The sequence below is a fragment of the Microcoleus sp. S1D4 genome (genome assembly GCF_036700765.1).
Classification (GTDB): Bacteria; Cyanobacteriota; Cyanobacteriia; order Cyanobacteriales; family Microcoleaceae; genus Microcoleus.
Map to the genome: position 1 here is coordinate 26,496 of NZ_JAUBPP010000003.1, position 23,764 is coordinate 50,259.

Consider the following 23,764-nt stretch of genomic DNA (forward strand, 5'->3'; position numbering starts at 1 on the left):
TACTAAACGCGACTTAGTGAATTTTCACATTCTTGATTTTGCTGTCGTGTTGTATGACTCATCGCCTCAGCCAAATGCTTCTTCAAAGTCGCCTCCGGTAGCGGCCCTTTTAAATGACTCCAAGGCAAAACCTGATCCAATTCCCACTCTTGAAAAACATAAAAATCCATCTCCGGCAACTGTCCCCGCAACTCCTTAAAAGCCCGCCGATAACTGCCCAAAGTATCGCCGTAATGTCGCACTAATTCCAACAGCCGAGACAACCGCCGATCGCCCTTTGACAACAAACCCTGAATCACCGACCAGTTATAGCTTTCAGGTCTAAATTCTAAACCTAACTTCCGCAATTCTTTATCTAAAAACTTCAGCCTCTTCTCCGCATCTTTATTCACTCCAAACCACTGAAAAGGAGTGTGAGATTTCGGAACAAAAGTGCTGCATCCAAAAGTCAACCGCAAACCGGGAACCGCTTTTTTAATCGCCCGCATCATCGCCACCGTCTCCTCCAAATCCTCCATCTCTTCGCCGGGAATTCCCGCCATCCCGTAAAGTTTAATTCCCTTTAAACCACCAGCCTTAGCATTAATGGCAGCTTGGATAATTTCATCGTTAGTGAGTTTTTTATTAACAATTTTGCGGAGGCGATCGCTGCCGCTTTCCACGGCAATCGTCACAGATTTGCTGTCTCGGTTTGTCAAAATTTCTGCCAATTTAACTGTCACCGTATTCGTCCTTACCGAAGAAAGACTCAACCGCACGCCGTCGTATTTTGGATGATTCAAATGATCCAGCAACGCTTCAAATTCCGGGTGCTGAGTGACAGAAGCACCCAACAAACCCAAACGATTAGTCACAGCTAAACCGCGATCGATCGCCGGAATTAACGAATCCTCCAAACTCGCAGTTCTAAACGGCAAAGTCAGATAACTTGCTAAACAAAAACGGCACATTTCTGGACAACTGCGAACCACTTCCACCATATAAATATTTTCCCAAGCCGCCTTTTCTGTCACCACAGTAGAAGCAGATAAAGTATTGCCGCGATACGTCTGTTTTTCCACCTCACTGGGAATTCCAGAATCGACAGGCTGAATCGATTTAATACCCTCAGTCACCTCCAAATAAGTTACTTCGTACAAACTGGGAACATAAACCCCCGGAACTTGGGCTAAATGCCGCAATTTAGTTTGTCTGTCTGCGGTACGAACTTCTTTACAAGCATCAATAAAATTGTCAATGAGATGTTCGCCGTCTCCCAATAAAATCACATCAAAAAAATCTGCAAAAGGTTCTGGATTCGCCGTAAAAACCGGGCCTCCACCGAATACTATCGGATGATTGTCAGTTCGTTTAGATGCCCAAATCGGAATGTCTAGAGATTCCAGTAAATTGAGAATATTTACATAGTCAAGTTCCCAAGAAAGCGAAAATCCCAGTAATTCTGGATGTCGGGGAAGTTGTTCGTGGATATCAGTAAATAAACGGCTGACTTCAATATCCGATCGCACAGCCAAAGTAGCCCACACTATCTGATAGCCGAGACTGGTGATGCCAACCGTGTACTCGTTGGGAAATGCAAAAATAGTCGGAATAGCATCAGCATCGGGGGTTGCTGGGGCAAATAGCAGGCGTTCTTCAGCAAAAGGATTAGGAGTCATGGGCAAGTTTAACTTTAACAATAGGTTTGTTACTATCTTATTTTAAGTTATTTCCAAAGTTATTGTATGGTGTATAATTTATGAATAGACTTGCATTGTACTCAGTCCATTTCAATTATTGAATTGCAATTATCTGCGTTAATCTGTGTTGCATCTGCCTTCAGTCAGCGGTTGCCCGATCGAGCTTTTATGCAGATAAAGTATAAATTTTAAACGCAAAATAATAATCAACCGCCTAGCGCAGCCTAGGATTAGTTAGCAGTTACATCTGTTACATCCGCTTTCACTAATCCGTTTCCGAACTTGGTGTTTCAAAGTTACTCTGAAATAGAATTACTCGCGTCTCGGTTTTTCGGCGGCGGTGGGCCGTGAAAAGTCGCAATCAGCAAACAGATAATCCCAGCATTAATAAACACATCTGCCAGATTAAAAACCGGGAACCGAATTATCCGAAAATCCAAAAAATCTATAACGTGGCCCAAAACAAATCGATCGATCCCATTACCCAGCGCGCCCCCCAAAATCAAACCGTAGCCAGCTTGTTCCCAGCGGTTAATTCGCGGCCCGAACCAAGCCAGCACCATCAATCCCACACTCACCCCCAAAGACAGCCAGCGCAACCAACTCGCCCCGCCATTGCTAAACAAACTAAAAGCCGCACCAGTATTAACAACATAAGTGAAGTGAAATATCCCTGGTAACAGCGGCTGAGTCTGCGGAGGAATTGTCAAGTCAAAATTTTGCACTACCCAAAACTTGCTTAGGTGGTCTAAAACTAAACTGATAATAGCAGCAACCCAGAACAAGGGATTTCTTTTAAAACGCATGGATTAGCCAATAGAAGATGGGGTATCGGGCATGATAGAATTTACTCAAATCTCGCGTTTCATTGCGAGGAGAATGCAGTGCAGCAAAGCAATCCCAACCGCAGCGAGATGATTTTCCAGTTTCGCAATGATAGTATAACATTATTTGACACAACAACCAATCCCCAATTCCCAATTCCCAATTCCCAATTCCCAATTTCCCAATCAATAAAACATCAAGCGACGCAAAGTAAATGATAGCAATGCGATCGCACAAACCACGGCCAATTGTCCCGGCAGGGGATAAACCGAATAGGTCAGAATTTCATCTAATAAAGGTACTTTTTTGCCAGGAATCAGCAAGTAGCTAAAAATTAGATAAATTAAGCCGATCGCGTGAACTGTGAATAAACCGCATAAACAGCTAAAAGCCATAGATTCCAGTCGCGAAGCCACCTTAAAAGCGACCCAGCCACACACCCAAGCACCAGGAATAAAACCCAGCAAATACCCAAAACTCGCTTCTTTAAGATAGCCGATGCCGCCGCCTCGATCAAAAATCGGCCACAAAGTTAATCCTAATACCAAATAGGCAATTTGCGAGAGAGCAGCAGCATTTTTGCCGCCCATGCAGCCTACTAGCAACACGGCTCCAATTTGATAAGTCACGCCTAAAGAGTACGCCTGCAGTCCGCGATCGTCCCACAACCCGATCGGCATTGTCACAGATGCAGGCAAAAAATTGCCTCCAATCGTTAGGAGCAAACCAATAAAAGCCCAGATTAATTCAAGAGGAGCAGGCATTATAGCAGATGTTGAAGGAAGAAGTCATTAGTCATTAGTCATCAGTCATCAGTCATTGGTCATCACGAAGAAGGAAGAAGGCAGGATGCAGAAGGAAGACAAGGAGGAAGAAGTCAAGAGGAAGTTACAATCGACTGTTTATGTTTGTGCAATGCCAGAACGTCGTAACCGTCAGGGCGGTTGCTATATCGGTTCTCTAAAAAGTGAGGTATGCTTTTAGGCCCGATGCCCTGTTTGGCCGATGCCCGGTTTGGCCTATGCCCGGTTTGGCCTATGCCGGATAGTACCTCATCTTTTTGAGACTCGTCTATATATCATCAGCATTGATCCGATGCAGGCTGGAGTGCCGGCAACTTTTAAGTTCTCAATACTAGCACTACTGTCAAAAGAACCACTATTGTATGGTTTTCTGGTTCTCAAACCTGGATATTCCGATATTTTAATGGGGAATTGTTCGCAGCCGGACGATCGCACCCTTGTTTCCCCACCAATTGATCTTTCACCCATCTTATAAAATTACACTTGCCAAGCTCATCAATGAATTAAATTAATGTTAATTCATATTAAGTTGCGATCGAAAGTAAAGATTCTTAACCTAACCTTTACTTTCGCGCGATATGCTATGGCCGGACATCCGTATAACGATCGCAGATTTTGTATACCTATGCTTTTTCGTCTGAACCTGATTAATCCGAATCGTGTGACAACAGCAATGTCCGCTGTGGCGATCGCCCTCAGCTTAGCAGCTTGCGGCGGTGGCAGCACAACCAGCAGCAACCCCGGCGACACCGCAGCATCCCCCGTTGCAGCCACAGGCACAGCCGCAAACAGCAAACTCACCCTAGCCTCAGACGTAGCCATAACCGCAGCAGGCGCCTCATTCCCCGCCCCCCTCTACCAGCGTTGGTTTCAAGACTTCAACAAAATCCACCCCAAAGTACAAATTAACTATCAATCAGTAGGCAGCGGCGCCGGAGTCGAACAATTTACCAAAGGCACAGTAGACTTTGGGGCCAGCGACACCGCCATGAAAGACGACGAAATCGCCAAAGTTCCAGCAGACAAAGGCGTGATTTTGCTGCCCATGACAGCCGGCAGCATCGTCATCGGCTACAACCTGCCAGCAGTACCCGAACTCAAACTGCCCAGAGACGTTTATACAGAAATCTTCCTCGGTAAAATTACCAAGTGGAACGACCCCAAAATTGCAGCAGCCAATCCCGGTGTAACATTGCCAGACCAAAACATCACCGTCGTCCACCGTTCCGACGGTAGCGGCACCACCGCCATCTTCACCAAACACCTCAGCGCCATCAGCCCCGACTGGAAAACAGCAGTAGGCGAGGGCAAAACAGTACAGTGGCCCGTAGGCGTAGGCGCAAAAGGCAACGAAGGCGTCACCAGCCAACTCCTGCAAACAGCAGGCAGCATCGGCTACATCGAATATGGCTACGCCAAAAACAACAACGTCAAATTTGCATCTTTGCAAAACAAAGCAGGCACATTTGTAGTACCTACAGACGATTCAGCTTCTCAAGCTTTAGCAACTGCGCCCCTGCCCGAAAACCTGCGAGCATTTATCGAAGACCCCGAAGGTGCTCAATCCTATCCAATTGTCACCTACACTTGGATGCTCGTTCCCAAAAAAGTTGCAGACCCCAACAAAGCCAAAGTTATCGAGGCAATGGTGGAATACGGCTTAACCGAAGGTCAAAAAGTTAGTGCAGAATTGGGTTACGTTCCTCTGCCCCAAAACGTCAGAGAAAAAGTTGCTTTGGCAGCCGACGGCATCAGCCCCGACTACAAGATTGAGATTGGTAAATAGTTATTGAAGTCATTTGACAGTTGACAGTTGATAGTTGACTGTTGACTGTTGACTGTTGACTGTTGGCAGAGGGAAAAAGGAAGAAGGAACAGAGATATTTCTGTAGGGGCGGCTTTAACCAGAAATACTTTTTCAAAAGTTAGGGAAGGCATCTACCCGCCCCTGTGTGTGTGATTTGATTTACAGTCTTTGTTTCTGCTTCGTTCTAGATTTTTCGGAAAAATGCGATTTTTCGTTACAGTTTTTTGAGACTTTTGTATATGATTTCAGATAGTAACACCGCTCAACCAGAGAAACGTTCCCGCTCTCGGATAGAAAAATCCTTAGACCAAGGCTTTATCTGGCTGACTCGGATTTTGGGAATCGGAGTTGGCGTAATTTTGCTGGTAATCGCGCTAACCGTTGCTTTCAGAGCTTTACCAGCGATTCAACAGTACGGTTTGGGCTTTCTGTTTAGCAGTGATTGGAATCCGGTTAAAGAAGAGTACGGTGCGCTGCCGATGATTTACGGGACGATCGTCAGTTCTGCGATCGCGCTCCTAATTGCAGTACCATTAGGAGTAGGGACTGCCATCTTTTTGAGCGAAGACTTTTTGCCGCTGCCAGTGCGTACAGCTTTAGTTTTCTTAGTAGAACTTTTAGCCGCCATTCCCAGCGTAGTCTACGGCTTGTGGGGAATTGCTGTATTGATTCCCATTATTAGCAACATGGGAAAGTTTCTCAACGGTAACTTCGGATGGCTGCCGATTTTTAGCACATCGCCAGTTGGCCCAGGAATGTTACCCGCCGGAGTAATTTTGGGGATTATGACTTTGCCCATTATTACTGCTATCTCCCGCGACTCTTTAGCAAGCCTCCCGCCCGAATTGCGACAAGCATCTCTGGGTTTGGGAGCAACTCGCTGGACAACAATCTTTAGAGTCCTCGTACCGGCCGCTTTTTCCGGCATTGTCGGCGGAATTATGCTAGGCCTCGGCCGCGCGATGGGAGAAACGATGGCCGCAACGCTGTTAATTGGAAATTCCAATCAGTTAAGTGCTTCTGTGCTAGCTCCTGCAAATACTATTGCTTCTCTGATGGCAAATCAATTTGCCGAAGCTTCAGGATTGCAAGTGGCTGCCCTGATGTATACGGGGCTAATTCTGTTTATTATGACGCTGATTGTCAATATTTTGGCAGAGTGGATTGTTTCTCAAGTAAGAGCGAAGTACAACTAGAAGTTTGGCACAATTTCCTACATAGTTTTAGTTTATGTCAAAGAGCGTCTCCGATGAGAATCCTTTTGGATCGAAAACAGGCAGTTTAAAGAGGGTTAAAAACAGCTCGCAAGCGCTGTTTAGTATGGCGATGACTGTACTGGCTGGCTCGGCTCTGGCGATAACTCTGCTGCCTTTGTTTGCAGTGCTTTCCTACGTAGCCATACAAGGTTTTAATCGCCTAAATTTAGACTTGTTCACCAAGCTGCCCCCCGCACCGGGACTGTCGGGAGGCGGTATCGCCAATGCCATTCTCGGTACATTAATGACCGTAGGAATTGCTTCTCTAATTGCTGTTCCTTTTGGAGTGTTGGCCGCCGTTTATTTGTCGGAGTTCAGCAGCGGCAAAATAACTCGCTGGGTGCGCTTTGCTACTAATGTCCTCAGCGGCGTTCCTTCGATTATTGCAGGGGTATTTGCCTACGGTTTGTTCGTGGTAAATATGGGAGGTTTTTCGGCAATCGCAGGGGGCGCGGCGCTGGCTGTGCTGATGTTGCCGACAATTGTGCGAACTACTGACGAAGCTCTACAAATTGTCCCGCAAGATATTAGATGGGCGTCGGTGGGTGTGGGTGCTTCTAATTATCAAACAGTGTTGCAGGTAGTTTTGCCTGCGGCTATTCCGGCTATTTTAACTGGTGTGACGCTGGCAATTGCTCGTGCTGCTGGAGAAACTGCTCCTTTGATTTTCACAGCGCTAAATTCGCCTTTTTGGCCTGCTGGATTTGATAAGCCAACTCCGAGTCTTTCGGTTTTGGTGTACAACTTTGCAACGGTTCCTTTTCAGGCACAGAAAGAGTTGGCTTGGGCTGCATCTTTGATTTTGGTGTTTATGGTTTTGCTGACGAGTATTCTTTCTCGCTGGGCTACTCGCCAAAAGGTTTATTGAAGTCATTGGCAGTTGGCAGTTGCAGTTGGTCTGAAAGTATTAGCTAATAACAACTAACAACTGACAACTGACAAAATTCGCTGGTTCTGTAAAAATTAAGAGGATAGTTATTTGTATGATGATGGATTTGGATAAGCAGACAGAAACTGTTTTACGGACTGAAAATATCAATATTTTTTACGGCGGTTTTCACGCGGTGAAAAATGTTTCGCTAGAAATTCCTAAAAATCGGATTACTGCTTTGATCGGGCCTTCTGGCTGCGGCAAAAGTACAATTCTCCGATGTTTTAACCGCCTCAACGATTTAGTTAACGGTTTTCGTTTAGAGGGCAGAATTCATTATCAAGGTCAAAATCTTTACGATCCTGATATTGATGCTGTGGAGGTGCGCCGCAAGATTGGGATGGTGTTTCAAAAGCCCAATCCTTTCCCGAAGTCAATTTATGACAATATTGCTTACGGTGCGAGGGTGAACAATTATAAGGGAGATATGGATGAGCTGGTGGAAAAGTCGCTCCAACAGGCTTATTTGTGGGATGAGGTTAAGGATAAGTTAAAGCAAAGCGGTTTTTCTCTTTCGGGCGGCCAGCAGCAGCGTTTGTGTATTGCTAGGGCGATCGCGATTAATCCTGATGTAGTATTGATGGATGAACCTTGCGCTTCTCTTGACCCGATTTCGACGATTAAGGTTGAGGAGTTGATGCGGGAACTCAAGGAGAAGTATACCATCGTAATTGTGACTCACAATATGCAGCAGGCTTCTCGGGTTTCTGACCTTACTGCTTTTTTCAATGCTAAACTTTCTGACGATGGGAAGCGGTTTGGCTATCTTGTGGAGTGTGACAAAACTGAGGTGATTTTCCAAAGTCCGAAGGAAGAGTCTACTTTGGATTATGTCAGCGGCCGTTTTGGTTGAGTTACGGGAGTCTGTGGGAGTCTCCGCAGGGTGCGCCACGATTTTTTATCTCTAAATTATCTTGAAAATTGAGCTAGCGACGCACCTGAGAATTTCTAGAGTGCGTCGCTAGCTCGAAAATCAATTTTGATTCAGAGATTTTTAATGGCGACACACCCTAGGGAAGACATTTGCATGATTTTCAATAGTTAGTATTATATCATGTCCGATCGACGATGGTAACAAAAAAGGTTCGTAGTACGGACTTCAGTCCGATTTATATTGCGTATGCAAGTCCGCACTACGAACTAATTTTAGAGTAGCGGAAATTTTTATAAATTAATTCTATAACTGGAGAATTCCGGTGTCTCCAAGGCACCGGAATTCTGGGTTTTATATTTAATAGCTCGATCGGACTTTTTGCAGATACAAGCCGCTGATTTTGTTGAAGAAGTTATCGAAGAGTTCACATTTTCTTCATCCAATACTTTAACAAATTTTCTTTGACCATGTTCTGCCGCATAACTTCTAGCAAGTATTCCTGAGCTTGGTTTTGGCTCAAGTTTTTGACTTGTTCGCTCAGGACTTGCAGTTTGAACTGCTGTTCCATGCTGAGGCTGGTTGTAGGCATATCCATAATTCGCTCCTCCAGTTTGCTGAGATCGATGCGATCGCGATCGACATCACGTTTCGCAAGATTTGTTGTGTCTCCTACATTGTAAACTATCATAACATTCACTTGACAATATGTCCAAAGTAGACATTTTGAGACTAATTTGTGTCGCAAAAGTACATCTAAGTGGGGGGAGCTTTATCATAAAACAGGGGTAAAAACCGGGAAGCCTAAGCCAAAGGAGCTATTTTGTATGGATGCAATGGAGTTTTTTCAGAGTAGTGCTGGAGAATGGCGATCGCAGCGCAGCACTCACCACCTCGCTTTCCGCCAAGCGGAGATTGGGGATTCAAATATTCAGGTAACGGCCCTAGGTGCGGATGACGCGCGAGTGGCTGAAATTTGCCAGATGCACGAGGTCGATCCGAGTCGGGCTGCTGGGGGAGCATTTGTGACTTGGCACGGCACTATGGCGTGGGATAAGGATGATGAGAATCACAAGGGCTCTACCGTATTCGCGATCGTCCCAGATCCTGAGAATCCGCGGCAGGGTTTGATGTTGCGGGAACGCGGCTATGCGGAAATTGTGCCGGTGGCCGGCCGTTTTGAGATGGATGACGAGGATGCGCTGCTGCTGATTACGGAATACGAGACGATGAGTTCGATCGAGCGTTTTTGGTTTGCCAATCCCAACGTGCGGATGCGGACAAGCAGCGTCAAGCGCTTTGGCGGTTTCAGCACTTCAACTTTTTGCACTGAAATTCGGGTGGAACCAGACTCGGATGCAGCGGCCCCGGCTGCAGAGAAGGAACCCGTTGCTAGTGAGTTTTACTCGGCCCTAGGCTGGTAATTTATTGGGCAGTTGGCAGTTGGCAGTTGGCAGTTGGCAGTTGGCAGTTGGCAGTTGGCAGTTGTCAGTGGGTAGTTGTCAGTGGGTAGTTGTCAGTGGGTAGTTGTCCGTTGTCAGTTGTCAGTGGGTAGTTGTCAGCCAACAGCGAACAGTCAACAGCGAACAGCCAACAGCGAACAGTCAACAGCGAACAGTCAACAGTCAACAAATGTTACAGATTGTTGCAAAAAATCAGGAAAACCAGATTTAGATTGCGGGAATCCCCTAATCTGTATGTTGGTTAGTTGTATCGTTATGCTGGCAGCTCGCGGTATCAACTATTTCTGAAATTTGAGATAACGGAGATTATAACGTGGCGCTTCCTTTGTTAAATTACGCCCCTAAGAGCCAAAATCAGCGCGTTGCTGGTTATGAAATAGGGGGCGACGAGCAGCCGAGAGTTTTCACAACTGAAAACGTGCTCTCGTCGGGAGACATGGAAAATTTGATTTGGGCTGGATATCGCCAGATTTACAGCGAACACCAAATCCTCAAGAGCAACCGCCAAACGTTTTTGGAATCGCAACTAAAGTTCGGTCAGATTACGGTGCGGGATTTCATTCGCGGTTTGGCGACTTCGGCTCCTTTCTTGGAGCGGAATTACCAAACTAACAGCAACTACCGATTTGTGGAAATGTGCGTGCAGCGCGTTTTGGGTCGGGATGTGTACAGCGATCGCGAAAAGATTGCTTGGTCGATCGTGGTAGCCACTAAGGGGCCTCAAGGGTTTATTGACGAGTTGGTCAATAGCGATGAGTACCTGGGCAAGTTTGGCTACGATACAGTACCTTACCAGCAGCGCCGGGTTTTGCCTCAGCGAGTTGGAGGAGAAACTCCTTTCAACTTGAAGACTCCTCGCTACGGTGAGTACCACCGCTCGCAGCTAGGCTTCCCGCAAATCATTTGGCAGACGACTGTTCGCCGTTTTGTTCCTCAAGAGCAGCAAGCGAAGGCTGGCGATCCGTCCAACTATTTGGGTATGGCGCGGCAAGTCGCACCTCCTGCTACTCCTCCGCAGCGCGTGCCGTTGGCCAATATCAATATCGAGACGATGGTTCCTTACCGTCGGTAATTGATGCTGCCTGGTGCGATTATTTGTGTCGGGCGATCGACTTTTAGTCTAAAAGAATTTTGAGTTTTGAGTTTTGAGGTTTGAGTTTTTTGATAAACTTGGAATCCAAAACTCAGGACTCATAATTTTTTGGCTGTTGACTGTTGGCTGTTGTTATTTGTTATTTGTTATTTGTTATTTGTTATTGTTATTTGTTAGTTTTTGGTTCCTGTTTGGCCGATGCCCTGTTTGGCCGATGCCCTGTTTGGCTGATGCCCGAGGCCCAAGATATCAACTATTAGCTCGCAACCGCAATATTTTCAACAGGGTGTTGAATTGATCTGGTAAAGGCGCGATCGCCTCAATCAACTCTCCAGTTAAAGGATGTTGCAATTGCAACCTCCAAGCGTGCAGGGCTTGTCCTGTTAAATTTACGCCGATGGAACGGTTGGAACTGTACATCGGGTCGCCGATAATAGGATGTTTGATTTCGGCTGTGTGGACGCGAATTTGATGGGTGCGGCCGGTTTCTAATTGATAGTGAATTAAGCAATAGTTGCCGATTCTTTCTTTGATTGTCCAGTGAGTAACTGAGGGGCGGCCGCCTTTTTCTTCTGGTACTACTGCCATTTTTTTGCGGTCTGTGGGATGCCTGCCGATGGGTAGGTCTATTGTGCCTGTTTCGGTGTTAGGAACTCCGTAAACTACGCCTAAATATTCGCGGCGGGCGGTTTTGGTTTTCAGTTGGGCTTGCAGGTGTTGGTGAGCAATGTCGGTTTTGGCGATCGCGATCGCACCTGTTGTATCTTTGTCTAATCTGTGCACGATTCCCGGCCGCTGAACTCCGCCGATTTCTGCTAGGGGACAATGGGCTAAGAGGGCGTTAACTAATGTACCATCTGGGTGTCCGGCTGCTGGGTGAACGACTAATCCGGCTGGTTTGTTGATGATAATTAGGCTGTCGTCTTCGTAGAGGATGTCTAGAGGAATTGCTTGGGGTTTTAAGGTTGCAGGCTGGGCTTCGGGTAAGGTGAGGTGGATGCGATCGCCCGTTTTTACTGATATTTTTTTCGAGGTGCAGGTTTCGTCGTTGACTTTGACGTGGCCTTGTGATATGAGGGTTTGCACGCGCGATCGGGATAAGTCTGGTATCTGGTTTGACAGCCAAATATCTAATCGTTGAGTGACATTAATCGGGTTAAATTCCTCTGTATTTTCTACTGTATATATCTGTGCCGCCGTCTCTGTTTCTATCATTTAATTTTTACTGTTTGTTGCCGATTTTTTGGGCTGATATCATGTCCGATCTGCGATCGTCGCAAAAACTCTTCGTACTGCGGACTAAAGCCCGCACTACGAACCGATCGCGATCTCGGTCAATCTACCCGACACGAAATGACGGATATGGGAATAGAAACCGGGTTTCTATGAGTTATGTAAACAAAAATGATAATTATAGGAAGAAACCCGGTTTTTGAGAGCATCTACTATTTTATCCTGGTTTCTACTCGCGATCGGGCGGGAGCCTGATAGCAGTATGATTTATGTCAAATAAATGCTTTTACTATAACATTTTTAAGTAAATTTGTCAATGCAAGCGACAATTATCGCAGTGGCCGCACCGCATAGATTGAGATTCCTTGGTAAAGCCAAAAGCTTGCAGCAAAAATTGCCACCGGCACTTTCGATGTTTGAGATATTGTGCCATTTCAGCAGCGGCGGTAAAATTTTGTTTTGCGCCTTTTTGCTGTGCGGATTTGTCGATCGCATAATTGAAAGGATCTTGCCAAGTTAATTGTCCGCTGCTGTGCAAGATAGAAAGGGCGATCGCGCTTTCGGGAAATTCGCGAGAAACTGCTTCTACATCGCCTTTAACTGGCAGTTGTTGGGCCAACTGCTGCGCTTCTCGGTATTGCGATCGCAATTTATCTTGAAAAAATTGTGCTCTTTGTTTGTCATCGGGATAAAGCAAACCCGTAGGTTCGCTAATCAATGTCAGGGCGATCGCCGATTTGCCGTCGCGTCCGCCTCTACCAATTTCCTGAATGTATTCCGATAATAGCAAAGGTGCTTGAAAGTGAACAACCCACCGCACATCCGGCTTGTTAATTCCCATCCCGAAAGCACAGGTACAAATCACAAATTTAAGAGCGTTATTTAGCCAAGCTGTTTCTATGTTTCGGCGCGATTCAGGACTCAAACCTGCATGATAGGCTGCGGTTTTATAACCTACATCTTCCAGCAAATTAGCCAAATTTTCGCTATCTTTTCTCGTGCGGACGTAGACTAAACCTGCTTGTTTTGGTCGAGATTTAATAAAATTTAATAACTGTTGTTTTCGTCCCCTCGGTGTCCAGACAGTCTGCACTTGCAGGTGCAGATTAGAACGGTAGGGACTTAGCAAAAATGCTTCTGGTTTTTGCAGTTGCAAGACATTTTTGATGATTTTTTGTGCTTCCGGGTTGGCGGTAGCGGTGAAAGCTGCGATCGCAATTTTACTACCTTCTGGTTTAGCTTTCAACAAAGCCGGTCGCACTGTTCCCAAACGGCGGTAAGCTGGTCGAAATGTATCACCCCACTGCACTAAACAGTGAGCTTCATCTAATATTAAACCGTTGATTTGGATGTGTGGCTGACTGATAATTTCCCAAACTGGTTTACTGAGTAATGTTTCGGGAGACAAATACAGCAATCTCAACTTGTTTTGTTGCAGCGATTGCATTGTTTGTCGGCGCTGCTGTGCTGACAGTTGACTGTGGAGGAGGGAAGCGGGCAAATTGCGATCGCGCAATTCTTGCACTTGATTTTCCATCAAGGCGACTAAGGGCGAAACCACCAAAGTTAAGCCTGTTTGTAACAAAGCTGGCAGTTGAAAGCAAATTGATTTGCCACCACCTGTCGGCATAATTATTATTGTATCTTTTCCTGCTAACAAACTACCGACAATTTCTGCTTGCGGCGGTCGAAAATCGTCGTATCCCCAGATTTCTTTGAAGGCGGCGCGGGCTTGATTTAATAATGTTGGTTCTGGTTGGTATTTCATTGGATTTATCCCCACATCAGAAGTATCAATTATACCAGACAGGAATTACGCATCAATGACAATTACAGTCGCAAGTGCGACTTCAGAAACCGGGTTTCTTCGTAGGCTTTTCGTTACTGATCGCCAAATTTTCTTAGAAACCCGGTTTCTCGCTCATGGGCGTCAGCCGTTAAACTGTCCGAAGTGTTAATTTAATAACAGTTAATAATTTTACTCGAATTTGAATTATGAACGCAAGCACCTTGAGCGAAGTTTTCAGCTATCGGCAAAAGACTTGTGAGCTTTCCGATACAGCAGGGGCGGTAGAGGCGTTACATGAAGATGGTTTTGCGCTGATTCCCGGTGTGCTCGACGAGTCGGAAATGGTGGCGGCCCGGGAAGCACTCGATCGCCTGCAACCCTTCGGACTTGATGGTAGCAGTTGGAGTGAATTGAACAAACATTTTAAATGCGTGTTTAATCGCGATCGGCTGTGGCTTTCCTATGCCGATCGACCTGGTATCATTGAATTGGCAGAAGCATTGATGGGCAGCGATTGCCACATTATCGGCATGACTGCATGGAAAAGTGGGCCCGGTTACGACGGTTGGCGCGTCCACGTCGATCAGGTGTTTGTGCCACTGCCCGAAAGCGTGTTTGCTGTTAGCGGATCCATCGAAGAAAATCGCACTTTTCAACTGCCAGTATGGATCTGTACAGCCCATTTCTATCTCAGTGACATCACAGAAGACCTCTGTCCTACCTATATTATTCCTGGCAGTCACAAATCGGGTAGAAAACCCGAACGCGGGGAAGAAACTTGGAACGGACACTCCCTAGAACCAGTTTTGTGCAAAGCTGGAGATGTGCTGTTTTTCCGCAGTGAAATTTGGCACTCTGGCGGCAGAAATACCACTGTCGATGGTAGTCGCTATATGCTGCAAGTGCATTATTCCCACCGCAACATCGCGCAGAAATTTTCGCCTTGGCCGTGGCAGTTCAATCCCGAAATTATCGCTACCGCTACAGAGCGGCAACTGCGACTTTTAGGCAAACATCCTGAGTCAAATTACGGTTAAAATACATTGCTAATTTTGTTTGAGGCGCGATCGACAAATAAACTGAAAATGTCATATTTATTTGAGATTTGGAGTTTTGGATTTGAGATTGCGATCGATTCTAGAGGCTGGTAAATCTCCGAATATCTTGAGTAATCCAAAATCCCAAATCCAAAATCTACCATCGCCTAAGATTGACCGTCTCGGCGGCCGAGTTCGTAAACGCCGCCGCCAATACAGGCGATCGTCCCCATAGATACCGCCCAACCAGTACCCAGAGACCATTCGACTCCCCAATTGCACAATCCGCCCGCCATCAAAAAGGGCAGAATGCTCAACAGGGAAGCGTAAAAGGCATTTTGAGATTCTCTGGCTTGGCGGGTTCTTTCAAACTCGGCTTCCGAGGTGTAGAGGGATCTTTCTGCAAAATTCATCCAGCGGTTGAGTTGCAGGATTACCCATTCTGTCAGGGGCGACAGACCCCAGTACAGGGCTAAAGACCACAAGGAGGCACCGGCGATCGCAGTTGCGTCTATGGCAAAACTAAAAGGGAAAATTTCAGTAAGCATTGCTTATGTGTGTTATAAATTTGAGATTTCAGACTGCATCCAAAATCTCGTACTAAACTATAGTGTCAAATAAAAGCTCGATCGAATTCAACCGCAGCACAAATTTCACCGGGCCAATGACTTTCTGTTCGCTACAATATTTAAGCCAAAGGCTTGACATCAGTTCTCTATGCAGTAAGATACACCTTGGTTAACTGATTCGCTAGTAGATTCAGCACGCGAGGCAATCTTGCAGCGAATTGGCACAACAGACAACGCAGATTCGCCAACACATTAAACTTTCAGGAGTTAAATAAATCGTGCAAGACTCTAGGGGCCCGCTGACCGTTAAACGCTTTTTTCGCCTTAGACAGATATTACTGTTAGTTCTTTCGCTCTGTATCGTGGTGATTAGCCCTTATTTGCAGCAGGAGTTGGTCAAGGCTCAGTCAGCTTTACCAACCAAAATCGCTACGGGTAAGTTGTGGCAAGAAGCTTCTTTCCCAGTCGAAAATTTTGAAGCCTACAGTTCCACCTTCGGCCCCCGTGGTGGAGATTTTCATTACGGTTTGGACATGGCGGCGCCAGAAGGTAGCTATATCCGCAATTGGTGGGGCGGTCAAGTGGTGGAAGTTTGGGAAGATGGCAGGTGCGGCACTGGTATGGTGGTGCGATCGGGAGATTGGGAGCACATCTACTGTCACCTCGGAGGTAAGGTAGAAAAAGTTAACGGCGGGCGCTATTATGTCGATCGCGAAGGCAGCATGAAAATTTGGCAGGGTCAAACTGTGCCGGCTGGTGCGAGAATTGCCAGAGTGGGAATGACCGGCCGCACGACCGGCCCTCACCTGCATTGGGGATTGAAGTACGGCGGCCGCTGGGTAGACCCGGCTTTGGTACTTCGCGAAATGTATTCCAATCAGTCTTAATTAGTCATTAGTCGTTGGTCATTAGTCATTAGTCATGATAAAGAGTCATTAGTCATTGGTCATTAGTAATTTTTTTGGGTTAGTAGTAAAGTGCTTCAGACGCACTCTAAAAATAGAGTCGGTGCATAATTCCTACTTCGTCAACTAATGACTAATCACTAATCACCAATGATTGATGACTAATGATTCTTTACCTGAATTAATGACTAATGACTGATGACTGATGACTAATGACTCTTTACCAACTGCCAACTGACAACTGCCAACTGACAACTGACAACTGCCAACTGCCAACTGCCAACTGACAACTGCCAACTGCCAACTGACTCTTTACGCTGGTTCCAACTCTTTTTTGGTCAACTCGGCGTATCGATCGACAATTTTGCGGAATTCATCACCGTCGATCGTTTCTTCATCCAACAGCACTTCAACCAGCTTGTCTATCAAATGGCGGTTTTCGCGGATAATCCGGCGGGCTTCTTCGTAGCAGTGAATAGCGATTTCCCGGACTTGCCGATCGATCTTGATAGCCATTTCTTCGGAATACTCGGCCCGCGAATTCCAGCTTTGGCCCAAAAACACCTCATTGTTCGGACTTTCCAAAGCCACAGGCCCCAAATCCGACATTCCGTAAAGCGTTACCATCTGTCTCGCTAGTTTGCTGACTTCTGTGATATCGCTGCTGGCACCGAGAGTTACTTCGGCATCGCCATAAATTTCAGCCTCTGCAGCCCGTCCCCCCAAAGCTACTGTAATCCGGCTTAACAGCCACGCCCGACTCCTCAAACCTTCGCTGTCGATCATTTCGTCGTCGAGCACGTAGTTGGCAAAGCCTGCGATGCCGCCGGAACGCGGAATAATCGTGACTTTTTCTAGGGTGTCGGTATTTTTGAGCATGGATGATACGAGGGCGTGTCCGATTTCGTGGTATGCTACTAGCCACTTTTTCTTGCTGTCGAGCAGCGGATTCAGAGTAAGCCCGATCGTGATTCGGTCGATTGCATCGTGAATTTCTAAGTTACTAATCGTGTCTTTGCGCCGCCTCGCGGTGAGAATTGCCGCTTCGTTGAGCAAGTTTGCCAAGTCAGCGCCGGAAAAGCCGGGAGTGCGACGGGCGATCGTATCTAGAGCAACTTCTTCGTCAAGTTTTTTGTTGCGCGCGTGCACTTGCAAAATCCCCAAACGCCCTTTGTAGGTGGGCAAATCTACCATTACTTGGCGATCGAACCTGCCGGGCCGCAGCAGGGCAGTATCGAGTACATCAGGGCGGTTAGTAGCAGCAATCACAATCACGCCGCTGTTACCCTCAAAGCCGTCCATTTCTGTCAGCAACTGGTTGAGAGTTTGTTCGCGTTCGTCATTTCCACCGCCGATTCCAGCGCCGCGCTGCCTTCCTACCGCGTCTATTTCATCGATGAAGACGATGCAGGGCGAATTTTCTTTAGCTTTTTTGAACAAGTCGCGGACGCGGGAAGCGCCGACTCCGACGAACATTTCGACAAATTCGGAACCGGAGATGCTGAAGAAGGGGACGGCTGCTTCGCCTGCGATGGCTTTTGCCAGCATTGTTTTACCGGTTCCCGGAGGCCCGATTAACAAAACTCCTCTGGGAATTTTCGCGCCTATCGCGTTAAAGCGTTCGGGTTTTTTGAGGAAGGTGACAACTTCTTGCAGTTCTTCTTTGGCTTCTTCGATCCCTGCTACGTCGTCGAACATCACCCCGGTTTTGGCTTCCATTTGGAAACGGGCTCGGGATTTGCCGAAGTTCATGGCATTTCCTTGGGATTGGGTCGATCGGCGCACAATAGCCATCAACACCGCCAACACTGCAAAAATCACCAGTAAGTTTATTACTAAACTGACTGCCGCGGCATTGTCGGCTGTTTGTTTGACTTCAAAGTCAATCTTTTTGGCGCGGATTTGCGAGTAAAGTTCTCGGTTGTTGTAATCGAACAGAGTAACAGTTTGTTCTTGATCGGTTTTTTGATTTTTTAGCTTAACTTTTGCAGTTCTTTGAGTTTCGTCTATTTCGATTTTACTGACTTGCCCTTTCTCTATGTTGTCCATGAGTTTGCTGTAACTCATGGTGTTAGGCGCGCTGTCGGCCAAAACCGGGGGTGAGAGCAATATTCCTTGAGAAATCACCAAACTGCCCAGGATTCGCCAAAGATTCCGTCCGGGCATTGATTTTTTAGGATTCTGCTGGCTCGATTTGTCTTTGTTTACAGCTAGATGCCCCAGCCATACCTGTTTCCAAGAATTTTTCATATTGGTTTTTTGCCCGAGGTTGAAGACTGCCAAGATTGACCGCTTTTGATTTGCTACATTCATTTATTTTAACAAGATGCCGGGTGTTGGATGGGTTTCTCTGTCGCTGGCTTCTCAAGAGTCCGCTTGAGAGGGCTGGTTTTGAATCCACTGCCACTGATAAACCGGGTTTTTTACTGAATTTGGGGCTTTGATCGGGGATTTTGCTCAAAAAACCCGGTTTATCGGCCTGGTACACTAAACTTACGCACTGATCCTCAAAAAACCTGATTTTTTACCGAATCAGGGGCTTTGATCGGGGATTTTGCTCAAAAAACCCGGTTTTTCGGATCCCTCAGTCAATTCTTCCATCTAAAATCTTAAACTTGTACGCCGGCGTTGCCGAAGTATCTCAAATCGATTGACATTTGCCGATCGCACTTGTTATATTAATCATAGTCGTAATGAGTACGTTTTATTTCTGCAATTATTGTTTTTAAGTTTTATGGTGAAAATTGTCGGCATTGGTGGGAGTTTGCGGGCTGGATCTTACAGCCAGTTAGCGTTGAAGGTGGCAGCAGAACGGGCGCAAGCCCTGGGCGCGGAAGTTGAAATATTAGATTTGCGATCGCTCAATCTGCCCTTCTGCAACGGTGAGAATGATTATCTCGATTACCCCGATGTGGAAAAGCTGCGGAATGCGGTAAAGCAAGCCGACGCTTTGATTTTAGCAACGCCGGAGTATCACGGTAGCGTCAGCGGTGCTCTCAAGAATGCCCTCGATTTACTCACTTTCGAGCATTTGGACGGCAAAGTTGCGGGTTCGATTAGCGTTTTGGGAGGACAAGTTAACAGCAACGCACTTAACGATTTGCGAACTATTTTGAGATGGGTGCACGCTTGGGTAATTCCCGAACAAATTGCGATCGGACAAGCTTGGAAAGCTTTTAGTCCTGATGGTAAATTGTTGGATGAAAAATTGTCTGAAAGGTTCGATGAATTAGCTCGCAGTTTGGTAGAAAATACGCGGAAATTGCGAGGAATTTCTTAGTAGAAGGACTGTTAGTTGTTATTTGTTAGTTGTTATTTGTTAGTTCTTATTGGAAATTGAGAAGTGGAAAGTGGGAATTCGTAGCAAGTAACCAATAACCAATAACTACTGACTACTGACTACTGACTATTGCCAACTGCCAACTACCAACTGACTTCAAAATGGCATATCGATGATTTCTCCGAAAGGATGCGGTACGTCGATCGCCATTCTTCCGGGTTTTGACTCGTACTTATCAATCCACTTTTTCGCCAATTCCAAAGCTTCCTCTTCAGTCTTGGCATTTTGGACGGCGACGTGGCGGTTGCCCCGGCTATCCCAAACTTCGACGTAGAATACTTTCTGCGATTGCAGAATCCAACCTTTATAACTGTCTGCTGGCTGCATAGTTAAAATTGTAAAATAATCGGGCGGGGAGTTGGACTGACGACCTAATTTTAAATATTGCCCTGCATAAATTGAATTTTACGCTGGTTTCTATAGTATTTTTGGAAAAAAGTCAGTTTTACGGTTAACCTCATGACTAGACTCTTCAAGCAATTATTTAACTGGAGAAAATATCTCCAACCAGCGGCGGCGGCGATCGCGATCGCCCTGATCGCCTCGCAGATAGCGGTGTTGCCGGCGTTGGCGACTGGCGTGTACGACTTTCCCCTGTTGTCGGCGGGCGATCGAACTTGGGTGTTCGACAAAGGCGACGTACTCAGCCGTAGCAGCGAAAGCAATATCAACAGCGAACTCGACAAGGTGGAAAAGCAAACTGGCAAAGAAGTCAGGTTTGTCACCATCCGCCGCTTAGACTACGGCGAAACAGTTGCCACTTTTAGCGATCAACTGTTTGAACAGTGGTTTCCCACAAAAGAAGACCAGGCCAATCAAATTTTACTCGTTCTCGACACTGTTACCAACAGCGCGGTAATTCGCACCGGCGAAGGGGTTAAATCCCTGCTACCTGATGAAATTGCCCAGAGTGTAGCAGGGGAAACCCTGCAGGTTCCCCTGCGGGAAGCTAACAAATACAACGAGGCTTTGACTGAGGCCAGTTCGCGCATTGCTACTGTTTTGTCCGGTGAACCAGATCCGGGCGCGCCTAAAGTTGTTGACAACATTCAAGTTGAAGGCACCTTTAAAAAAGCTGAAGAAACAGAACAAGGTAATGCCACAGTTGTTGTGGTTGTGCTGTTGGTGTTGGCGACAGTGATTCCAATGGTGACTTATTTCTGGTATCAAGGTTTTTCGTAATCGCGTACTGCTAAATCCGATAAGTTACCTTTTTTTCCAGAAATTAGGGCGAGGCTGGACTAATCTTGAACGTATTCTCGATCGCTCAACAATGCAAGTTCTGCCCGTACAAATTCCCGTCCCAGATAAGCCGCGTGATCTAACATTGTCACCGGGCTGGGGCGGGTTTCTTCTAGGATTTTGACGCAAAGTTCTTTGGCGGTTCTGCCGCTAAACAGCGTGCACTGAGTGCGTTCTACCTTGCCACGGGCGGGAATGGGTTTGCCGGTTTCGGGATCGACAGCCAGGCCGCGATCGTCGATGATGTTGGTGAAGTGTTTGGCACAAATTAAGCTGGTTTCGCGATCGAGATAGATGATGAAGTAGCCGCCTGGATCGAGGTCGATGTGGCGTTTGGATAGGTTGTCATCGATGGCTGTGAGGTTTTCCAAGGTTTGACTCATGGTTGGTGAAAGGAAGTAAACAGTAGCTATATTTTTTTTGCTATTCCTAGTTTAGTGGGCTGTGGGACAAGTTTGGAAATTTTGGGCGATCGACATTATAGATGATATCTGCAGACACGGCAATTTCCTGTCCGTCGCCTGGTTTTTGTTTAAATTTGTATAATTAACCGCAGAGAACGCAGAGAACACAGAGTGAAAAAAGAAAGATAAACAAAATCTGTTATTATTAGCTTTAGCAAGATTTAGCATTAAATTATAGATGAAATTTATAGATTTGTTTTCGGGAATAGGAGGTTTCAGACAAGGTTTTGAAAACAATGGCTTTGAATGCGTCTTTTCCTGCGAAATCAATAGCAAGTGCCGAGAAGTTTACACAGACAATTTCGGCGAAGTGCCTTTTGCCGACATCAGTAACATCAATCCCGCCGAGTTAGTAGACTTTGATGTTTTAGTCGCCGGTTTTCCGTGCCAACCTTTTAGCATCTGCGGCAAAAAGCTCGGTTTTGAAGATACTAGAGGCACGCTATTTTTTGAGATTTGTAAAATCATTAAAGTAAAACAACCTCAAGTAGTTGTCCTGGAAAATGTCAAGCACTTAATCCATCACGACAAGGGAAATACCTTAAAAGTAATTATTGCCAGCCTTGAAGATTTGGGCTACAGCGTGAATTACAAAATGCTGAATGCTAAAGACTTTGGACTTCCCCAACACCGCGAAAGAATATTTATTATTGCAACTAAAGGTAAACCCTTCAATTTTTCATTCCTAAAAAGCAAGTTTCCTCCCAAACTCAGGGAATTTCTAGACGAGACGGGGGATTTTGAAATATTGGATAAATCAGAATATACTTTAATTGATTATCCGAAACAGCAAGATTCGGGACTTGTGTTTGTAGGATACAGAAATAAAGGTACTTGGAAAACTGGGGTGAGGCCGAATACAGAACATTTGTCGAGGGTTCACAGACAGCCGAATCGCATTTATTCGGTGGATGGCGTGCATCCGACAATTCCTTCGCAAGAAACATCGGGCAGGTTTTTTGTCTATTTTCCCGATCGAGATTTGGTGAGAAAGTTGACGCTGAAGGAATGTTACCGTCTCATGGGTTTTCCTGAAGATTTTAAGACTTATCCTAGTGCGGGGGAGAGTTACAAGCAAATTGGAAATTCGGTTGGCGTGCCCGTGGTGGTGGCGATCGCGCAAGAAATATTAAGTCAAAACTTATTGTATGATGACATGAAGGAATTGCCATCTGATGCACTCCGAAAACATTTATCGTTCATGCTTCATTAAACCAATTTAGCCGATCAACTAATATTACCGCTGAAGTAATATCTTTTGAGCGATTTTCCCCACTCACATGATAAATGTAAGATTTCTGACCGGCATTAATCGGGCTGATCAAGCGTACTGTGCGATCGGCATTTGTATTTTCCCAAGCAAGCCAAATACTACCTTTCTTATTTGGACTTATCTTTGAGGCTTTTGGAAAACTGTTTCCCATGCTATCATAAGCCTCAACAACCAATTTCATTGCTGTCCTAAAAGCATATTCAGTCGGTCTCAAAATTCCGTACTCATCCTCTTCTTCTAAATCTAAAAGTTCGATCAAACGTTCGATGGTAATGCGAAAATTAGATAAACCGCTATTGCTGCTATCAGTAATCTGTTCCTTCGCTACAGTCATAAGATTAAATCCCTTGGTTTCCATATAATTTGAGATTGCTCTGCTAACAAATCGGCTAATCTTTCAGCTCTGTCTCGGTCGTCTGTCACATAAGGTAAACCGACAATCTGAGCGTGGGAGGCAGAGTCAGGTATTGCGTCTAAACCTAATTCGCGAATTTGTCCTACTTGAATACTAGCAACTCCGTAACAATTTCTGAATTTTGCCGCACATTGTTCCGGCGAACGAACACTGGCAATTGTCACCGACAAACCTGGTTCATTTGCTCTAAGTAAATAAGCGAAGAGTAAAACTAGATCGCTTGTTTCATCCATCCATTGTCGGCGAAGTAAAGCTCTATAAACAATAGCAGTTTCATTCAAAGGCTCCAACTCTAATTCACTCGGAGAAGATTTATCTGTCATAGCTTGTTAAACCACTCTAGCCAATAAACTAAGGTTACTGCTGAAGTAATATCTTCCGAGCCATATTCCTCACTGTTTTGATGATAAACGTAAGTTTTCTCCTCGGCATTAGATGGGCAGAACAAGCGTACTCTGCGATCGGCTTTTCTATTTTCCCAAGCAAGTCTGATACTACCTAGATCGTCTGTACCAGTGGATGCTTTAGGAAAATTATCACCCAAAATATCATAAGCTTCTACAATCAATTTCATCGCTGTCCTGAAAGCATATTCAGTCGGTCTCAAAATTCCGTATTCATCCTCTTCTTCTAAATCTAAAAGTTCTAGCAGACGTTCGACAGTGATGCGGAAATTCGATAAACCACTGTTGCTATTGCTATCAGTAATCTGTTCCTTCGCTACAGTCATAAGATTCAATCCTTTTGAGCCGATCGCCAATTCGATCCT

Annotated in this window: 24 protein-coding genes; 11 read left to right on the forward strand and 13 right to left on the reverse strand. The window is 45.8% G+C overall.

Annotation, left to right across the window (positions count from 1 at the left end; genetic code table 11):
• Positions 1 to 2: 2 nt before the first annotated feature.
• The 3 genes from QT998_RS04130 to QT998_RS04140 form a co-directional block, all read right to left on the reverse strand.
• Entirely contained in the window at positions 3 to 1,658 is a 1,656-nt protein-coding gene (locus tag QT998_RS04130; protein WP_333116390.1) for a B12-binding domain-containing radical SAM protein, read from the reverse strand.
• Positions 1,659 to 1,975: 317 nt separating this feature from the next.
• On the reverse strand, positions 1,976 to 2,485 hold the full coding sequence (gene lspA, locus QT998_RS04135) for a signal peptidase II (RefSeq protein WP_194008963.1): 510 nt from the start codon (positions 2,483 to 2,485) through the stop codon (positions 1,976 to 1,978).
• A gap of 204 nt (positions 2,486 to 2,689) precedes the next feature.
• Positions 2,690 to 3,268, reverse strand: coding sequence for a biotin transporter BioY (locus QT998_RS04140; RefSeq protein ID WP_333088563.1), 579 nt, complete (start codon positions 3,266 to 3,268; stop codon positions 2,690 to 2,692).
• Between the two features lie 664 nt (positions 3,269 to 3,932).
• Here QT998_RS04140 and pstS point away from each other — a divergent pair.
• From pstS to pstB, 4 genes are all read left to right on the forward strand, one after another.
• Entirely contained in the window at positions 3,933 to 5,093 is a 1,161-nt protein-coding gene (gene pstS, locus QT998_RS04145; RefSeq protein ID WP_333088560.1) for a phosphate ABC transporter substrate-binding protein PstS, read from the forward strand.
• A 260-nt stretch (positions 5,094 to 5,353) separates the two neighbouring features.
• Complete coding sequence (gene pstC, locus QT998_RS04150; protein ID WP_333116387.1) at positions 5,354 to 6,310, forward strand: phosphate ABC transporter permease subunit PstC; 957 nt, start codon at positions 5,354 to 5,356, stop codon at positions 6,308 to 6,310.
• Between the two features lie 34 nt (positions 6,311 to 6,344).
• The gene (pstA, locus tag QT998_RS04155; RefSeq protein WP_333116385.1) at positions 6,345 to 7,238 is read left to right on the forward strand and encodes a phosphate ABC transporter permease PstA; all 894 of its coding nucleotides are present in this window, start codon (positions 6,345 to 6,347) and stop codon (positions 7,236 to 7,238) included.
• Positions 7,239 to 7,353: 115 nt separating this feature from the next.
• On the forward strand, positions 7,354 to 8,154 hold the full coding sequence (gene pstB / locus QT998_RS04160; protein WP_194067040.1) for a phosphate ABC transporter ATP-binding protein PstB: 801 nt from the start codon (positions 7,354 to 7,356) through the stop codon (positions 8,152 to 8,154).
• 445 nt (positions 8,155 to 8,599) lie between these two features.
• Here pstB and QT998_RS27395 read toward each other — a convergent pair whose 3' ends face one another.
• Entirely contained in the window at positions 8,600 to 8,863 is a 264-nt protein-coding gene (locus tag QT998_RS27395) for an NblA/ycf18 family protein (RefSeq protein WP_442921518.1), read from the reverse strand.
• A gap of 136 nt (positions 8,864 to 8,999) precedes the next feature.
• Here QT998_RS27395 and QT998_RS04170 point away from each other — a divergent pair, with 136 nt between their 5' ends.
• Together QT998_RS04170 and QT998_RS04175 are read left to right on the forward strand one after the other, a co-directional pair.
• Entirely contained in the window at positions 9,000 to 9,596 is a 597-nt protein-coding gene (locus QT998_RS04170) for a phycobiliprotein lyase (RefSeq protein ID WP_194008955.1), read from the forward strand.
• A gap of 352 nt (positions 9,597 to 9,948) precedes the next feature.
• Entirely contained in the window at positions 9,949 to 10,707 is a 759-nt protein-coding gene (locus QT998_RS04175; protein WP_333088553.1) for a phycobilisome rod-core linker polypeptide, read from the forward strand.
• Between the two features lie 270 nt (positions 10,708 to 10,977).
• On the opposite strand, the gene QT998_RS04180 is transcribed toward QT998_RS04175, so the two are convergent.
• Complete coding sequence (locus QT998_RS04180) at positions 10,978 to 11,943, reverse strand: RluA family pseudouridine synthase (RefSeq protein WP_333088552.1); 966 nt, start codon at positions 11,941 to 11,943, stop codon at positions 10,978 to 10,980.
• 331 nt (positions 11,944 to 12,274) lie between these two features.
• Positions 12,275 to 13,729, reverse strand: coding sequence for a RecQ family ATP-dependent DNA helicase (locus QT998_RS04185; protein WP_333116381.1), 1,455 nt, complete (start codon positions 13,727 to 13,729; stop codon positions 12,275 to 12,277).
• Between the two features lie 227 nt (positions 13,730 to 13,956).
• On the opposite strand from QT998_RS04185, the gene QT998_RS04190 reads away from it, so the two are divergent.
• Complete coding sequence (locus QT998_RS04190; RefSeq protein WP_333088549.1) at positions 13,957 to 14,787, forward strand: phytanoyl-CoA dioxygenase family protein; 831 nt, start codon at positions 13,957 to 13,959, stop codon at positions 14,785 to 14,787.
• Positions 14,788 to 14,954: 167 nt separating this feature from the next.
• Here QT998_RS04190 and QT998_RS04195 read toward each other — a convergent pair whose 3' ends face one another.
• A complete protein-coding gene (locus tag QT998_RS04195) occupies positions 14,955 to 15,335 on the reverse strand; it encodes a hypothetical protein (protein WP_333116379.1) in 381 nt (126 codons plus the stop codon).
• A gap of 296 nt (positions 15,336 to 15,631) precedes the next feature.
• Here QT998_RS04195 and QT998_RS04200 point away from each other — a divergent pair, with 296 nt between their 5' ends.
• Entirely contained in the window at positions 15,632 to 16,243 is a 612-nt protein-coding gene (locus QT998_RS04200; protein WP_442921522.1) for a M23 family metallopeptidase, read from the forward strand.
• Between the two features lie 330 nt (positions 16,244 to 16,573).
• On the opposite strand, the gene ftsH is transcribed toward QT998_RS04200, so the two are convergent.
• Positions 16,574 to 18,511 (reverse strand): ATP-dependent zinc metalloprotease FtsH, encoded by a 1,938-nt coding sequence (gene ftsH, locus QT998_RS04205; protein ID WP_333116373.1) that lies wholly within the window; start codon positions 18,509 to 18,511, stop codon positions 16,574 to 16,576.
• Between the two features lie 484 nt (positions 18,512 to 18,995).
• Between ftsH and QT998_RS04210 the strand changes: the two genes are divergently transcribed.
• Positions 18,996 to 19,541: an NADPH-dependent FMN reductase gene (locus QT998_RS04210; RefSeq protein WP_333116370.1), complete on the forward strand. Its 546-nt coding sequence runs from the start codon at positions 18,996 to 18,998 to the stop codon at positions 19,539 to 19,541.
• 156 nt (positions 19,542 to 19,697) lie between these two features.
• On the opposite strand, the gene QT998_RS04215 is transcribed toward QT998_RS04210, so the two are convergent.
• Positions 19,698 to 19,928 carry a hypothetical protein gene (locus tag QT998_RS04215; protein WP_333116367.1) on the reverse strand — a complete coding sequence of 77 codons (231 nt, stop codon included), beginning with the start codon at positions 19,926 to 19,928 and terminating at the stop codon, positions 19,698 to 19,700.
• A 132-nt stretch (positions 19,929 to 20,060) separates the two neighbouring features.
• On the opposite strand from QT998_RS04215, the gene psb32 reads away from it, so the two are divergent.
• A complete protein-coding gene (gene psb32 / locus QT998_RS04220; RefSeq protein WP_333088544.1) occupies positions 20,061 to 20,783 on the forward strand; it encodes a photosystem II repair protein Psb32 in 723 nt (240 codons plus the stop codon).
• Between the two features lie 59 nt (positions 20,784 to 20,842).
• Here the strand turns inward: psb32 and QT998_RS04225 are convergent, their stop codons facing one another.
• A complete protein-coding gene (locus QT998_RS04225; protein ID WP_333088543.1) occupies positions 20,843 to 21,226 on the reverse strand; it encodes a DUF4346 domain-containing protein in 384 nt (127 codons plus the stop codon).
• Between the two features lie 259 nt (positions 21,227 to 21,485).
• Here QT998_RS04225 and dcm point away from each other — a divergent pair, with 259 nt between their 5' ends.
• A complete protein-coding gene (dcm, locus tag QT998_RS04230; protein ID WP_333116364.1) occupies positions 21,486 to 22,520 on the forward strand; it encodes a DNA (cytosine-5-)-methyltransferase in 1,035 nt (344 codons plus the stop codon).
• Here dcm and QT998_RS04235 read toward each other — a convergent pair.
• From QT998_RS04235 to QT998_RS04245, 3 genes are read right to left on the reverse strand one after another with little or no spacing between them, the layout of a single operon-like run.
• Positions 22,507 to 22,914 carry a hypothetical protein gene (locus QT998_RS04235; protein ID WP_333116361.1) on the reverse strand — a complete coding sequence of 136 codons (408 nt, stop codon included), beginning with the start codon at positions 22,912 to 22,914 and terminating at the stop codon, positions 22,507 to 22,509. The genes dcm and QT998_RS04235 overlap by 14 nt on opposite strands.
• The gene (locus tag QT998_RS04240; RefSeq protein WP_333116358.1) at positions 22,911 to 23,318 is read right to left on the reverse strand and encodes a hypothetical protein; all 408 of its coding nucleotides are present in this window, start codon (positions 23,316 to 23,318) and stop codon (positions 22,911 to 22,913) included. The genes QT998_RS04235 and QT998_RS04240 overlap by 4 nt, the downstream gene beginning before the upstream one ends.
• Positions 23,315 to 23,725: a hypothetical protein gene (locus QT998_RS04245; RefSeq protein ID WP_333116356.1), complete on the reverse strand. Its 411-nt coding sequence runs from the start codon at positions 23,723 to 23,725 to the stop codon at positions 23,315 to 23,317. The genes QT998_RS04240 and QT998_RS04245 overlap by 4 nt, the downstream gene beginning before the upstream one ends.
• Positions 23,726 to 23,764 lie beyond the last annotated feature (39 nt).

Coding starts and splice junctions, on each gene's coding strand:
- QT998_RS04130 (WP_333116390.1), bottom strand. CDS start 1,658: ATGACTCCTAATCCTTTTGCTGAAGAACGCCTGCTATTTGCCCCAGCA.
- lspA (WP_194008963.1), bottom strand. CDS start 2,485: ATGCGTTTTAAAAGAAATCCCTTGTTCTGGGTTGCTGCTATTATCAGT.
- QT998_RS04140 (WP_333088563.1), bottom strand. CDS start 3,268: ATGCCTGCTCCTCTTGAATTAATCTGGGCTTTTATTGGTTTGCTCCTA.
- pstS (WP_333088560.1), top strand. CDS start 3,933: ATGCTTTTTCGTCTGAACCTGATTAATCCGAATCGTGTGACAACAGCA.
- pstC (WP_333116387.1), top strand. CDS start 5,354: ATGATTTCAGATAGTAACACCGCTCAACCAGAGAAACGTTCCCGCTCT.
- pstA (WP_333116385.1), top strand. CDS start 6,345: ATGTCAAAGAGCGTCTCCGATGAGAATCCTTTTGGATCGAAAACAGGC.
- pstB (WP_194067040.1), top strand. CDS start 7,354: ATGATGATGGATTTGGATAAGCAGACAGAAACTGTTTTACGGACTGAA.
- QT998_RS27395 (WP_442921518.1), bottom strand. CDS start 8,863: ATGATAGTTTACAATGTAGGAGACACAACAAATCTTGCGAAACGTGAT.
- QT998_RS04170 (WP_194008955.1), top strand. CDS start 9,000: ATGGATGCAATGGAGTTTTTTCAGAGTAGTGCTGGAGAATGGCGATCG.
- QT998_RS04180 (WP_333088552.1), bottom strand. CDS start 11,943: ATGATAGAAACAGAGACGGCGGCACAGATATATACAGTAGAAAATACA.
- QT998_RS04185 (WP_333116381.1), bottom strand. CDS start 13,729: ATGAAATACCAACCAGAACCAACATTATTAAATCAAGCCCGCGCCGCC.
- QT998_RS04190 (WP_333088549.1), top strand. CDS start 13,957: ATGAACGCAAGCACCTTGAGCGAAGTTTTCAGCTATCGGCAAAAGACT.
- QT998_RS04195 (WP_333116379.1), bottom strand. CDS start 15,335: ATGCTTACTGAAATTTTCCCTTTTAGTTTTGCCATAGACGCAACTGCG.
- ftsH (WP_333116373.1), bottom strand. CDS start 18,511: ATGAAAAATTCTTGGAAACAGGTATGGCTGGGGCATCTAGCTGTAAAC.
- QT998_RS04210 (WP_333116370.1), top strand. CDS start 18,996: ATGGTGAAAATTGTCGGCATTGGTGGGAGTTTGCGGGCTGGATCTTAC.
- QT998_RS04215 (WP_333116367.1), bottom strand. CDS start 19,928: ATGCAGCCAGCAGACAGTTATAAAGGTTGGATTCTGCAATCGCAGAAA.
- psb32 (WP_333088544.1), top strand. CDS start 20,061: ATGACTAGACTCTTCAAGCAATTATTTAACTGGAGAAAATATCTCCAA.
- QT998_RS04225 (WP_333088543.1), bottom strand. CDS start 21,226: ATGAGTCAAACCTTGGAAAACCTCACAGCCATCGATGACAACCTATCC.
- dcm (WP_333116364.1), top strand. CDS start 21,486: ATGAAATTTATAGATTTGTTTTCGGGAATAGGAGGTTTCAGACAAGGT.
- QT998_RS04235 (WP_333116361.1), bottom strand. CDS start 22,914: ATGACTGTAGCGAAGGAACAGATTACTGATAGCAGCAATAGCGGTTTA.
- QT998_RS04240 (WP_333116358.1), bottom strand. CDS start 23,318: ATGACAGATAAATCTTCTCCGAGTGAATTAGAGTTGGAGCCTTTGAAT.
- QT998_RS04245 (WP_333116356.1), bottom strand. CDS start 23,725: ATGACTGTAGCGAAGGAACAGATTACTGATAGCAATAGCAACAGTGGT.